The organism is uncultured Desulfosarcina sp. (assembly GCF_963664155.2).
GTDB lineage: Bacteria > Desulfobacterota > Desulfobacteria > Desulfobacterales > Desulfosarcinaceae > Desulfosarcina.
In genome coordinates this window covers 83505-96792 of the sequence record NZ_CAXXXH010000001.1, presented here as the reverse complement: position 1 = coordinate 96792, position 13288 = coordinate 83505, and the positions used below count along the sequence as shown (strand labels likewise).

The following is a 13288-nucleotide window of genomic DNA, read 5'->3' as shown; positions in this document are numbered from 1 at the left end:
AGGGGGTCAGTCTCTCAGCAGATTTTCGGGTTTCGGGGAGAGGTGGAGGTGATCGTCGCCGGTTTTCCGGAGAAGGTCAGCGATGTAGTCGTCCGGTTTTTCCAGCGCTTCCCGGGTGATAAAAAAGCGGGTTCGTCCTGTCTTCTCACGAACCAGCTTCAGACCATGTTCGAAATCAGCGGTCAACTTCCGGTAATAATTTTCCGGGGTGCCTCGGGCGCTGAAGCATTGCCCGATGATGTGATCGATGGCCTCTTCTTCCAAGACAATGTTAATACCATGATTTTTGATAAAGTAAAGCTCTATGCTTTTGGTTTCTTCATAATAAGATTTAATTTTTTTAAGCACTTTTTCAATGTCGGTCACTAGGCGGCAGTAGGCGTTGGCGGCCAGTTCAATGCGTGAATCGGTCAGTTGGATACCGTATTTGTCACCAAAGGTTTTCCGGTTCGCCGTCACATATTCTACGATGCGTTGAATCTCTTCTCCCGCCAGTTGGTTGAATGCCTGTGTGAATGTCTCGTCTTCGGGCCGCTCAAGCAGGTCGTCCAGGCTTTCGTGCGGTCGATCAATCACTTGGCGGGTGGCGGCAAACCGGGTGATGGTGGTTGAGGGCAGGGTTTTTTCAAAAGGCAACAAGGCGCTCTCTACGGCGCTGACCAATCCGCGTGCGCCGGTGTTTTCGTCATAGGCCCGCCGGGCCAGTTCTTCCAGGGCTTCGGCCTGAAACTTGACATCGATGCCGTAAGCGGCAAAATCCAGTTTTTTGCCCAGAATGATGGGGTTGTTGGGATTTTTTAGGATGTCGCAGAGATCCGACTCGGTCAGTCGTTCGAATATGGTGCGAACGGGTAGTCGACCGACAAACTCGGATTCAAATCCGTATTCGACGAGATCCTCTGATTTTAACTTGGTCAAAATGTCCCCATCCTTGGACGGGTCGGAAATCGAGGCTCCGAAACCGATTTTCTGGTCGGCGATGCGCCGGGAAATAATTTTGTCCAGGCCGGAAAAGGCGCCGCTCATGATAAACAAAATGTGCTTGGTGTTGATACTGCTTTTTTCTTTTTTGCCGGTTTTTCTGAACCGGTCGATCTCCTGCAGCATGGATACCGGATCGTGGGGGACTTTAAGATCCACTTCGGTCTCTTCCATGGGTTTAAGAAGCGCCCGCTGGACACCGGTTCGGGAAACGTCCGCGCCGATCAAATTGTGGCTGGAGGCAATTTTGTCGATTTCATCGATATAGACAATGCCATATTGGGCCAGTTCGATATCTCCGTCAGCCTCTTTAACCAGGTCGCGAACCAGATCCTCCACATCACCGCCGACATATCCCGTCTCACTGAATTTGGTAGCATCTCCTTTGACAAAGGGAACGCCTATTTTTTTGGCGATGAGCCGCACCATATAGGTTTTTCCCACACCGGTAGAGCCAAGCATCAGCACGTTGTTCTTGATAATACCGACCATGTCCACAAAGTCGTCGGGGGCGCTTTGAACATGCTTGATCCGGTTGAAATGGGTACAAATTTTTGTGGCCAGCGTGTCTTTGGCTGCCGTCTGCTTGACAATATACTGATCCAGATAGGCAACCAGATCCTGGGGCTTTAGATCAAAATTAATCGTTTTCCGGTTTTTCGGTGGCGCCTCAACCTCATCGCTTTTAGCGGTCTGGGGCATGACAATGGGGGTTGCCAGTTTCACGCTGCTACCGAATTTTTTGGCCAGAAAATCACTGAGTTCTTTCTCTAATTCTTTGGGGTCGGGAATTTTTTCGCTGTATTCGCTCATGATACACTCGTAAATTGGTTTACGTTTTGACGGCTTTGAAAGAACTTTAACGTCAAGGCTTACCATGTCCAAGCAGTGAGGCGTAGGTATCGACCGTCACAGCGGTTATGCATGCCGAACAACCTTATACGTTGGGCATTTTACCAAGTCGTCTCTATCACTGCGTGATAATAAGCACCTGGTCCTGAAAATTCAAGTTTATCCAAGGGGAAACGGTCTACAGAAAAATCGTTGCCTACGGGTATCCCGTCTGCAGATGAATGAATCTGGGTGGGTTCAAAGCGGATGACAGGTGTGAACCGCAGAAATAGCCGGTGATGGTGAAGCCTTAAATCATGGCGGCCCACCTTGAAGTCACGTAAAAAAGTAATTTATGGATGGAGGCAGTCTGTAAAAGGGGCTTTAGAACTCTGATCAACTGCCGATAATAAAGGTTGGCGGATGTTTCAGCAGGCGCCGGGTAAAATGCTGCTGACAGGCCAAACTGAAAATAATTGTTGACACAGGATTTAGTTAGATTAATTTTATCAGTTGGATCTTTCACTTGTAAATAGAACCCGGTGGTCGAACAGGATATATGGACAATTTTAATCGAATCCAATTTGAAGCTCCCAATCTGACTGCGTTGACCCGTTGCAATACAGTGGTTGATCTTCATTTCCATTCCCGTTTTTCAGACGGTGCCGATACGGTGACTGACATTGCCCAACGGGCCCGCCAGTTGGGGATCGGTATTGCCATCACCGACCACAACGCCATTGACGGGGCCGTGGAACTCGACGGCCACGGCGATGTGTTCAGCATTCCCGGCATCGAAGTTACCTCCCGGGAAGGGACCCACGTACTGGTCTATTTTTATCGGATCGATGACCTCAAGGCTTTTTTCGCCGACGATGTCAAACCCCATAGGGGACCGACTGTGATGTCATCGATCGACCTGGATGTGGAATCCATCGTTCGGCGTGCCAGGAAATACAACAGTGTCGTTATTTTTCCGCATCCTTACTCGGCCGCCTTCACCGGCATCTGTAACCACAGTTTTTCGGATGTACAGCTGGACCGACTGCTCCGGATGGCCGATGGGGTGGAAGTGATCAATTCAGAAAACCTGAAGCGCTGGAACCTGAAAAGTGCCCTGCTGGGCTTTAACCTGAACCGTGCCATTACCGGCGGCAGCGATGGACACAGCCTTCAGGAAATGGGCAGTGTGGTGACCTATGCCGCTTGTGGTCGCAGCCGAAAAGCCTTTTTGGATGCCGTGAACCGCAAAGAGGCCAAGGTGATGGGGACCGAATCGAAACTGTTGAAAAAAATCCAGTCCAATGGCGCCAAACTGAAAAACAGTATCAACAACTATCCCGACATGGTGGAAAAAAATATCCGTTTCGGAAAAAGTGTGATCCGCTTCCGTACCCGCAAAGCCGCTGAGCAAATCTGGCAACGGATCAACGACAGACATTTGAGAAAGGCATTCTATTTCGTTGCCGGGATGACCTTCCTGAAGATCAACTACAACGCCCTGCCGTTGATCTTGTTCTCCTTGATCACCTAACAGGATGTTGAAAAACTATTGCGCTTGGCCCTACGGCGTTAAAATTCGGTTCAAAATGCTCATTTATCACCCATAAATTCCTCTTTTTCGCCGAATTTTGCCTTGTCTGGCCTGCGTTCATGACGTTTTTCAACACCCTTTCTAAGGTTACTGGTTTCCCAACCCCTTCAGGAGGCCTTTCACGCCATCCTGCAACAATTTATTTGTTTCTTCTTTTGAAGGCACCATTTTTTTCAGGGTCTCTTTGTCCGGCAAGGGCTGGTCAAGCTGCTGCCCCAGTATGCTTTGAAGATCCGGCTTGAATGTCGGCGATGCAAAGCTGCCCGACACCATCACCGGTACGATGATCCCCGAGCGCTGGGCCGTGGTGTCGCCCTGTCCCTGGATCGTGGCCACAAATTTGGGTTCAACGCGAAAATTAAGAGTCTCTTTGGCCAGGTCGGCGCTGCCGGTTGCCAGCACACGAATCAGGGGTGAGGCCAGTCTGGAGGCATCGGTTTTAAACAGCCCGCTGGTGATCGTAAACGGTACCTGCAGTTCCGCGAAGTCGGTCCGCGGTTTTTCCGAGGGGGTTTGGGCCAGGCCAAAGGCAGTTTGCACATTGCGCACCATGGACGCCAGGTCAATGCCGACAATGGCACCATCGTTGAACCGCAGATCGCCCTTGCCACTGAGGGTATGACGAATCAGATCGGGGGCGTCGCCGGTAAAATTCAGGCCGATTTCGGCGGCCAGAGCGCCTTCGATCAGTTCTTTGGCCATCACATCCTTGATCAACTGGCCGGCCTGAATGCCGTTAATCGCCACCTCCATGGCCGTTGCGGGTTTGTCCTTCTGAACATTGACCGTCCCGGTGCCGGCAATATTTCCCTTGTACAGGTCCACTTTCAGGGGATCCATCTGGATGATACCGTTGCGGGCCCTGACCCTGACCTCAAGGTTCTGCATGCTGGCTTTTTTGACTTTCAATTCACCGGCCTTGAAGCGTGCATCCATCACCAGACGGCGAAGGGGGGTGTAATCGGTTTTTTGCGAAGCCGCATCTGTCGGTGTTTGCTTTGAGGTGTCAGCACCGGCCTTGTCTTTGGCAGGAGGCGGCAGGTAGCGGTCCAGATCGATACGATCCAGCGTCAGGTCAACCTTGAGATTGGGTTTGTCGAACTCACTGGCCTGGACGGAAAAAGTGGCCTGGGAGTCGTCCAGTTTCAATTTGCCTTCGGACACGACCACGTTTTCCGGGGTGCCCTTGAGTTTGAGTGACACGGCGACGGCGTCAAGCACCTTGTCGTCTGCTGTTTCAAGGGGCAGTTTCCGGCCCAGCTGGTCCATTATCTTACGAGGAGAAAATTCGGCCACATTCACGGCCAGATCAAATTTCGCCGGGGTCACGGATGGGTCGATACGGCCGGTCAGCTTGACATCCAGTTCATTGAAAAGTCGAATGGCCAGTTCCAGGGGCACCGGTATTTTGCCTGGCTGAGCACCCAGCGGCCCGATTGAGCCGTTAAGTTTAACTGGCTTTTGATCCGCCAGCGCCGAGAACGCAACCCCGATAGGTTTGTCAAAAGAGACGTCCGTCATGACCAGATCGATATCCTTGACCTCTTTGCGTACGCCGCCAGCCTCGTCTATCCATACGATCATTCCGTTGGTAATGGAAAATTCTCCCACCAGCAGCCCTTTGATGGGCAGCTCTCCGGTTGATGCGGGTGCCGGCTTTTCTTTAGCCTGCCCCGGTGATTTTCCCGCGGGCTGCCCCAGGTCTTCCCAGCCGCCTTTGCCGTCCTTTCGTTTCTCCAACACAATTACCGGTTTGTTCATCACGAAACGTTTGACTTCTATGTTGCGTGACAGCAGGGGCAGAAGTTTGACGCGGACTTCAAAAGATTCCACAGAAACAAAATCTTTTTCCTTGAAACCGGAAGGGTTTCCCAGGTGCAGGTCAGACAGCCGGACACCGATCCAGGGAAAAAAGGATGGTTTCAGATCGCCGCCCAGCTTAAAAGGTCGACCGGTGGCCTTGATGACCTGCTGCTCGATCTGGGGTTTGTATTTTTCGACGTCGATAACCATTGGCAGAACGGCTACTGCGATGACGATCAGCGCCACCAGTGAACCGGCAATAACAAGCATCCATTTCACGGCTTTGTTCATGTCGAGCCTCCTCTTTATTGACCTGGATCTGGGTTGTGTTCGTCAGGCGTTTATCTGCATTTCCCCTAATACGGTTGCGTAAGTACGGGCCGTGTCATACGGGAGAAATTAAAGGATGATGTTTGCCATCTGTTCTGCGGCGACGTCCGTCTGAACCACCAGCCCCATCCGTTGCCTGGATTGGTTGCGTTGCTTCCCGACCCCTTCAGTGTCTGAAACTTAAGTATGCCTGAATAGATGTAAAGCCCGGCGGCGGCATGAAAGGGGAGGGCCGGGTAAATGCTTGTCCGGATAATATCAAGAGACATCTGCTTTGTGCAAGATCTGCTTTCCCGGTGCAATGAACACGACCCCGTCCGGAAGTAGACTGGGCTTGATCCACCGCCGGAATATGCATCTTCGATTTTTACACGAAGCGATCATGAGGGGAGATCATTACCATTATTTTTGCAGCATATCGGATAGTTTGTCAGACCGGTGGTGCGCAAACAATCGCTATTGTGATTTTCAAAACGATCCGACGGTTTTCTTTTGCCTTGATTTCCGGTATGAGATGACGATGATAAGAGTCTTGACATCGCAGCGTGCCTTCACCTCCAGCCGGCAGTTGTTGCATGACCGGAACAGGTCAAGCGGACTCCACCTGCGGACCCTGATTCCGCGTGGAAGGTAAATGATCCATGGCATTGAACACCCGACCCTTTTTCAACGAGTCCGATTCCCGGTTCAAGCTTTTCCACGAACTGATGGCCCGCAAGGTGCGCAATATTCTGCTGGTATCCACCCCCTATGACGCTTGGATCATGGAAGAGGACTGCCGGCTTTCGGAGCGTATCGTCAACGAGTATCGAGGCCTCAACCTAAGCCAGCCGCCGCGTCTGACATGGGTCTCTTCTGCCGAACAGGCCCTTGCCGCCCTCGATAACAAACCGTTCGACATGGTTATCACCATGCCGCGGTTGTCTGACATGGGTGCGGCCGCGTTGGGCCATAAAATAAAGAAAAAGGCACCCGACCTGCCGGTTATCCTGCTTACCCACGACACGATCCCTTCACCGGAAATCAAGGAGCCGGACAATGCCCCGGGTATCGACCGAACCTTTGTCTGGTCCGGTAATACAGATATCCTGGTGGCGTTGACCAAAAGTACCGAAGACCGGATGAATGTGGAGAAGGATACCGAGTCGGCGGGCATCCGGGTGATTCTGTTTGTAGAGGATTCGCCCTATTATCTGTCTTCGCTGCTGCCTATTCTTTACCGGGAACTGGTCGGCCAGACCCAGGCAGTGATGGAAGGAACCCTTAACGAAGAGCACCGGCTGGTAACCATGCGGGCACGCCCGAAAATTCTGGTTGCCGGAAACTACGAGGAAGCCCTGGCCCTTTACGAGCGCTTCGAAGCCAACGTGCTCGGGGTTATCTCCGATGTGCGCTTTTCCCGAAACGGCATTTTGAACGGAAATGCCGGGGTGGATTTTCTCAAGCACGTACGGGAGCGGCGGTTCGATATTCCGCTGCTGCTTACCAGCTCAGAACCGGCCAATGCCCTGAAGGCGGCTTCCATTCCCGCCGCCTTTGTGGACAAGAATTCAGACACGCTGCACCAGGATGTGCGCCGGTTTTTCAAGGAACGACTGGGATTCGGTGATTTCGTTTTTCGGTTGCCCGACGGAACGGAAATCGGTCGTGCCTCCAACCTGAAGGCGCTGGAAAGCCATATGCTTTCCATTCCGGAGGCGTCCTTCAGGTACCATTGCAACCGCAACGACTTTTCCCGCTGGCTGTTCGCTCGCACCGAGATGGCCTTGGCCGCAGAAGTCCGCCCCATCAGCGACGATGACTTTTCGGATGTGGAGAGCCACCGTCGCCACCTGGTGGAAATCATTGCCGACCGGCGTAAACGCCGCCAGAAGGGGGTTGTTGCCGATTTCGATCCGGCGGACGCGGATTTCGATACCGAATTTTTCAAAATAGGCAAAGGTTCTTTGGGGGGAAAAGCACGGGGCTTGGCGTTCGTCGCCACCCTGCTTCGTCAGAACCCGGATTTCTGTGTCACCTACAAGGGGGTGGATATTATCGTTCCCCAGACCCTGGTGATCACCACCGACGGGTTCGAGTCTTTTGTAGAGGACAACCAACTGCGCTACCTGTCCAAAACCGACCTGCCGGATGAGAAGATCGCCGACCTTTTCCTCACCAGTCGATTCCCCGGCTGGATCGAAGAGAAACTGCGGGACTACCTGAGCCAGGTAACCTATCCACTGGCCGTCCGGTCCTCCAGCCTGCTGGAGGACGCCCAGTTCAGAGCCTATGCCGGACTTTACCGCACCTACATGATCACCAATGACTGTCCTGATCTGGAACTGCGTTTAAAGCATCTGATTCATGCCATCAAGCTGGTTTATGCCTCGACCTACTACAAAGGCCCCAAGGCATTTTCAAAACGGGTGGGCCACCGGACGGAAGAAGAACAGATGGCCGTGATCATCCAAAAACTGGTGGGATCACAGTATGGTGACAGCTTTTACCCCGCTATCTCCGGGGTTGCCCAGTCCCACAATTACTATCCATTCGCCCGGATGAAACCCGAAGAGGGCATCGTCACCATTGCCATGGGATTGGGGAAAACCGTGGTCGAAGGCGAAAAAACGCTCCGGTTTTCACCGGCCCACCCCCAGCTGCTTCCCCAGCGCTCGACGGTGGAAGATATCCTTGAAAACGCCCAACGCCATTTTTATGCGCTGAAAATGGAAAGATCCTGCCATTACCTGGGAACCAATGATGGTGCGAACCTGTGGCACCGTGAGGTGACCGAGGCCGAAAACGAACTGCCCATGCAGTTTCTTGCCAGCACATACGTACCGGATGAGCATCGCATTCGCGATACCGTTCATATCCCGGGTCAGCGGGTCCTTACTTTTGCCCACATCCTCAAATACCGGGAGTTTCCCCTGGCCGATATTCTCAAGGATATGCTCGAACTGGGAGAGCAGGGGATGGGTTGCCCGGTGGAGATGGAGTTCTCCGTCAACCTGACCGCCGAAGGCCACCATCTGCCACAATTCGCCTTTCTTCAACTCCGGCCCATGACGGCCCGGGCCGAACTGGAACAGGTGACTATATCGCCGGAAGAAATCGAGAACGCTTTCTGTTTTTCCGGCAAGGCATTGGGCAATGCCATGAAGCAGGACATGGCCGACATTATTATGGTAAAGCCGGAGGCCTTCGACCCGGGTAAGACCAGGGAGATTGCCATGGAGATTGCCAGGATCAACGCCGGCTTGGTCAAAGAGGACCGGAAATACCTGCTTATCGGTCCGGGACGATGGGGATCGGCAGACCGGTGGCTGGGCATTCCCGTTTCATGGGCCGACATTTCGGGAGTCGGTGCCATGATCGAGACGGAATCAGATAAACTGGTTGCCGAACCGTCGCAGGGGTCGCATTTTTTCCACAACATCACTACGTTGGGAATCAACTACATTACCGTTGCCAGCGCTGACGGCGGCAGGATAGACTGGGACTGGTTGACCGCACTGCCGCGGTTGAACGATGCCACCTTTGTTGCCCATGCGCGGCTTCAGGCGCCGGTGACGCTTAAGGTTGACGGCCGGCGATCCCAGTGTGTGATTCTAAAAGGCAACGACATCGGTACACATTAATTGGAAGGCGTCTCCGTTCCACGCAGGGGCGTCAAATAAATCTATTAGGGAGGAGTGAAACATGTCGGATATTCTTCAACTGGTAAAAGACAAGGACCCCGGACAGCGCGAGTTCCACCAGGCGGTCATGGAGGTGATGGCCTCCATCAAGCCGGTGATGGACCGCAACCCCGAATACCGGGCGGCCAAGATTTTAGAGCGCCTGGTGGAACCCGAGCGGGTGATCCTGTTCCGGGTGCCCTGGGTGGATGACCAGGGCGAGGTGCAGGTCAACCGGGGATTTCGCATCGAGATGAACAGCGCCATCGGCCCCTACAAGGGCGGGCTGCGCTTTCACCCCTCGGTGAATCTCGGCATCCTCAAGTTTCTGGCTTTCGAGCAGGTCTTCAAGAACGCCCTGACCACGTTGCCCATGGGCGGCGGCAAGGGTGGGTCCGACTTCAACCCCAAGGGCAAGTCGGATCTCGAGGTGATGCGTTTCTGCCAGAGCTTCATGGCCGAGCTGTTCCGCCATATCGGTCCCGACACGGATGTACCGGCGGGCGATATCGGCGTAGGCGCCCGGGAGATCGGTTACCTGTTCGGCATGTACAAGAAACTGAGAAACGAGTTCACCGGCGTGCTCACTGGCAAGAGCCTCAACTGGGGCGGCAGCCTTATCCGGCCCGAGGCCACGGGTTACGGCTCGGTCTACTTTGCCGCCGAGATGCTGGCCACGCGTGGGGAGACGCTGGCGGGCAAGACCTGCCTGGTATCCGGCTCGGGCAACGTGGCCCAGTACACCATCGAGAAGCTGCTGGACCTTGAGGCCAAACCGGTGACCTGCTCGGATTCGTCGGGATACATCTATGACGAGGCAGGCATCGATCGGGAGAAGCTGGCCTTTCTGATGAACCTGAAGAACGTGCGCCGGGGCCGGGTGAAGGCGTATACGGAAAAATATCCGTCAGCCGTGTATACCGAGGTGACGCCGGACCAGGCCTTCAACCCGCTGTGGAACCACAAGGCCGACTGCGCCTTTCCGTCGGCCACCCAGAACGAGATCAACGCCGCCGATGCGAAGCATCTGGTGGGCAACGGCATTGCGGTGGTGTGCGAGGGGGCCAACATGCCAACGGTGCCCGAGGGCATAGATATCTTCATCGAGAACAAACTGCTCTACGGTCCGGGCAAGGCGGCCAATGCAGGCGGGGTATCGGTGTCGGGCCTGGAGATGACCCAGAACAGCATGCGCCTCTCCTGGACCCGCGAAGAGGTGGACAACCGGCTGCAGATGATCATGAAGAGCATCCACCAGACCTGTTTGAATGCGGCCGAGCAATATGGCACCCCGGGCAACTACATGAACGGGGCCAACATCGCCGGCTTCGTCAAGGTAGTGGACGCCATGATCGACCAGGGTGTGGTGTAGGACTTACCCCTGGCCATCCCTTCCAAAAACAACGGCGCGACTGCCAGGGCAGTCGCGCCGTTGGCGGTTCACCGGATTCCCCCAGAGCGCATTTCGATAGGTTGACCATCGTAGACGAAGGAAAGATCGGCCCTTGCCGCTTCAATTGCAAGGTGAATATTGTCACCATGCCCAAGAATAAACTTCAAAAGTACGAACGGGTCAAGCATTTGCCCAATGTGACATTTTCCGTGTTCGGTAAATCGCTTCCGCCTATATCATATCCCTGGTACGAGGAGCGTTTTGAGAGCATGGAAAAGGTTCTCGAACTGGGCTGCGGCAAAGGAGAGCATAGTCTTGCATTCGCCGTCGCCAATCCTCACCAATTTTATGTGGGGATCGACTGCAAGAGTCATCGCTTGTGTGTCGGCGCAGAGAAGGCGATTGCCGATGGCCTTGAGAATGTTCACTTCCTGCGTGCGCGGGTTGAGCGCATCAGGGAGTTTTTTGTAAAAGACTCGATACGAGAGATCTGGCTGACCTTTCCTGACCCGCACCTAAAAACTCGGGCGATTAAGTGTCGGCTGTCCGCCTCCCCTTTTTTAGACGCATACGCAAACCTGCTCCTGCCCGGCGGCACCGTGCATCTGAAAACTGACAGTGATCTGCTCTACCATTACACCTGTGAATCTGTTGACCGATGGGGCGGGCGGGTGGTTGCGGCGTCGGATAATATTCATCGGACCGATTCCGGCTCGATAAATCCCCAGGGGGTGGTCTCCGCTTACGAAGCAGCTGCACGTTCCCGGGGGGCGAGCATCAAATACATGGTATTCACATTAAACTGACGCGTTACCCTCATTCATCTCAAAGGACCGTTAAGCAGTGAGAAAGGATCACGAACGGATACCCCACCGGGAGTGGTGATCCTGCCATTTTCATTCTACAAAAAAACGGCACCCTGTGTTTCAGGACGCCGTTTATCACTTGATGGTTCTCTCTGTTGGCTAAATTTTTATTACATTGGCGGCAGCGGGGCCACGGTTGGTTTGCTCTACGTCGAAGGTTACCCGATCTCCTTCTGCAAGGGTTTTGAACCCCTCGGCCTGAATAGAAGAAAAATGAACGAAGATATCGCCCTGACCTTCTTCCTGTTCGATGAAACCAAACCCTTTTTTGTCACTGAACCATTTTACCACACCGTTTGCCATTTCTGCAGCCTCCTTAAAAAGTAAACATGTTGAATCAAGCGTCACCGGTGAGATGCCTGGAATACACGCATGACAACCCAATGAACCAAGGCTTGAATGCCGGTCCAATCAGACTGACTTATACCTACAACCCTTGAATTACAGATCGTATACCGAGTAAATTCCCCGTCCCGCCCGTTTCATTTTACCTTTTTTACAGGCGCGATGGACAATATTGCTGATCTGTTTTTCGGTAAAACCGGATTTGCCTCTCAATGCCTCCACTGAGATACCTTTTTTAAATCGTTTCATGATGGTGAGCACCTGATCCGTGGGGGTGAGGGCTTTTCCCTTTGGCGCTGCCTTTTTTTTCGCGGCCGGTACCGCTTTTTTCTTCGGGGCAGGGGCAGTCGGTGTTTTTTCAAACGCCTTTGCCATGGTTTCGGTTTTCTTAGCTAACGTATTTAACTGTCTGGCGACGGTTTTTAGATCTTTGGAAAATTTTTTCATAGCCGGAGTCCTCCATGTAAAGGGGTGTACAATCACTTTCCTCCTACAACGATTTATATTGAGAAAGTACGAGTCACTGCTCTGCAGGCAAACAACTCAACGAATCACGTGAGCAGCAGCTCGGTTGATTTTCCTTGTTTCCGATAGCCTAAATGCCGGTTGATCCCCGGCCCTTGCGGCGTTGCCGAACTGAGAATAATCGCGGGTGAATCAAAAGCCTCCCGAAGGTATCTCCGAGAACAGGAGGTGCAGGCGCTGCAACGCACCATGAGAATAACCATAATGGATCGGTTGTCAAATGTCAAGCTCCCAGAATATCACTAAAAAATGATCGGCATAGGGGTTGGCACGGCGATTCTTGAATGAGAACAACACTCCTTTACAGCGGATGGATAATACGGTTTACAACATGGCAGGCAGGGAATCGGTGCTACCAGACCTTCACGGGTCCGGTATCCAGATGAACGAAATCCGATTCGGGATAGTAGCCGACACCGCCGCAGTGGAGATTTACAGCCAGTTGGCGAAGTGCGGTGGTCTGGTATCCGGGGATACGGATGTCGATGGCACGGCCTTCCATGTGCAGGCTATTTGGGGCAACGCCTGTAGTGACTTTTCTCAGCGCTGCATTCGTGCTCGGGGACCGGAAGCCGGAAATGATGCTGAGGGGAGAGCGGGGTTTCCCCTCCATCACGATGCGATGGAGCAGATCCAAAAGGTTGGAGTCCACCGGCTTGATCTCTCCGGTGCGGTGGTCGCGCATGATATGACTGATCCGATTTACTGCACGGTGGATTAATTTCCCGCCTGACCGGTAGCAGGTTGTTAAGGTCTCCCCGGTGTGAATATTATAAAAGGACAATACGTGGTGATTCCGGCTTTTGGAATTTGCAGCGGCGAGCACCGGGTGTGCGAAGACGGTTGTCAGGAACGCTGACACACCCATTTTTAAAAAAGTCCTGCGGTGGGTACAAAAAGAGGAGATGTCGCTCATCCTCAAGATCCTCTGCGTTTATAAAAGTCTGCTTTTTGAATA

Annotated in this window: 9 protein-coding genes; 4 read left to right on the top strand and 5 right to left on the bottom strand. The window is 53.2% G+C overall.

All coding sequences use genetic code 11. The features are described 5' to 3' along the window. Positions 1–6: 6 nt before the first annotated feature. A complete protein-coding gene (locus ACHZBS_RS00465; protein WP_319404572.1) occupies positions 7–1794 on the bottom strand; it encodes an AAA family ATPase in 1788 nt (595 codons plus the stop codon). Between the two features lie 577 nt (positions 1795–2371). On the opposite strand from ACHZBS_RS00465, the gene ACHZBS_RS00460 reads away from it, so the two are divergent. Beyond that, positions 2372–3346: a PHP domain-containing protein gene (locus ACHZBS_RS00460; RefSeq protein WP_319404571.1), complete on the top strand. Its 975-nt coding sequence runs from the start codon at positions 2372–2374 to the stop codon at positions 3344–3346. 147 nt (positions 3347–3493) lie between these two features. Here ACHZBS_RS00460 and ACHZBS_RS00455 read toward each other — a convergent pair whose 3' ends face one another. Next, entirely contained in the window at positions 3494–5500 is a 2007-nt protein-coding gene (locus ACHZBS_RS00455; RefSeq protein WP_319404570.1) for an AsmA family protein, read from the bottom strand. 680 nt (positions 5501–6180) lie between these two features. Between ACHZBS_RS00455 and ACHZBS_RS00450 the strand changes: the two genes are divergently transcribed. The 3 genes from ACHZBS_RS00450 (at position 6181) to trmB (ending at position 11400) form a co-directional block, all read left to right on the top strand. After that, entirely contained in the window at positions 6181–9162 is a 2982-nt protein-coding gene (locus ACHZBS_RS00450; protein WP_319404569.1) for a PEP/pyruvate-binding domain-containing protein, read from the top strand. 61 nt (positions 9163–9223) lie between these two features. After that, on the top strand, positions 9224–10573 hold the full coding sequence (gdhA, locus tag ACHZBS_RS00445; protein WP_319404568.1) for an NADP-specific glutamate dehydrogenase: 1350 nt from the start codon (positions 9224–9226) through the stop codon (positions 10571–10573). Between the two features lie 167 nt (positions 10574–10740). Then, the gene (trmB, locus tag ACHZBS_RS00440; protein WP_319404567.1) at positions 10741–11400 is read left to right on the top strand and encodes a tRNA (guanosine(46)-N7)-methyltransferase TrmB; all 660 of its coding nucleotides are present in this window, start codon (positions 10741–10743) and stop codon (positions 11398–11400) included. Between the two features lie 159 nt (positions 11401–11559). On the opposite strand, the gene ACHZBS_RS00435 is transcribed toward trmB, so the two are convergent. The 3 genes from ACHZBS_RS00435 to ACHZBS_RS00425 form a co-directional block, all read right to left on the bottom strand. Further along, complete coding sequence (locus ACHZBS_RS00435) at positions 11560–11763, bottom strand: cold shock domain-containing protein (protein WP_319404566.1); 204 nt, start codon at positions 11761–11763, stop codon at positions 11560–11562. 138 nt (positions 11764–11901) lie between these two features. Continuing rightward, positions 11902–12252, bottom strand: a complete 351-nt coding sequence (locus tag ACHZBS_RS00430; protein ID WP_319404565.1) for a hypothetical protein — start codon at positions 12250–12252, stop codon at positions 11902–11904. Positions 12253–12682: 430 nt separating this feature from the next. After that, positions 12683–13198 carry a DUF882 domain-containing protein gene (locus tag ACHZBS_RS00425; RefSeq protein WP_319409049.1) on the bottom strand — a complete coding sequence of 172 codons (516 nt, stop codon included), beginning with the start codon at positions 13196–13198 and terminating at the stop codon, positions 12683–12685. Positions 13199–13288 lie beyond the last annotated feature (90 nt).

Excerpts from the sequence above, each read along its gene's own strand:
- gdhA (WP_319404568.1), top strand. The coding sequence starts at position 9,224 with ATGTCGGATATTCTTCAACTGGTAAAAGACAAGGACCCCGGACAGCGC.
- ACHZBS_RS00435 (WP_319404566.1), bottom strand. The coding sequence starts at position 11,763 with ATGGCAAACGGTGTGGTAAAATGGTTCAGTGACAAAAAAGGGTTTGGT.
- ACHZBS_RS00460 (WP_319404571.1), top strand. The coding sequence starts at position 2,372 with ATGGACAATTTTAATCGAATCCAATTTGAAGCTCCCAATCTGACTGCG.
- ACHZBS_RS00425 (WP_319409049.1), bottom strand. The coding sequence starts at position 13,198 with ATGGGTGTGTCAGCGTTCCTGACAACCGTCTTCGCACACCCGGTGCTC.
- ACHZBS_RS00450 (WP_319404569.1), top strand. The coding sequence starts at position 6,181 with ATGGCATTGAACACCCGACCCTTTTTCAACGAGTCCGATTCCCGGTTC.
- ACHZBS_RS00465 (WP_319404572.1), bottom strand. The coding sequence starts at position 1,794 with ATGAGCGAATACAGCGAAAAAATTCCCGACCCCAAAGAATTAGAGAAA.
- trmB (WP_319404567.1), top strand. The coding sequence starts at position 10,741 with ATGCCCAAGAATAAACTTCAAAAGTACGAACGGGTCAAGCATTTGCCC.
- ACHZBS_RS00455 (WP_319404570.1), bottom strand. The coding sequence starts at position 5,500 with ATGAACAAAGCCGTGAAATGGATGCTTGTTATTGCCGGTTCACTGGTG.
- ACHZBS_RS00430 (WP_319404565.1), bottom strand. The coding sequence starts at position 12,252 with ATGAAAAAATTTTCCAAAGATCTAAAAACCGTCGCCAGACAGTTAAAT.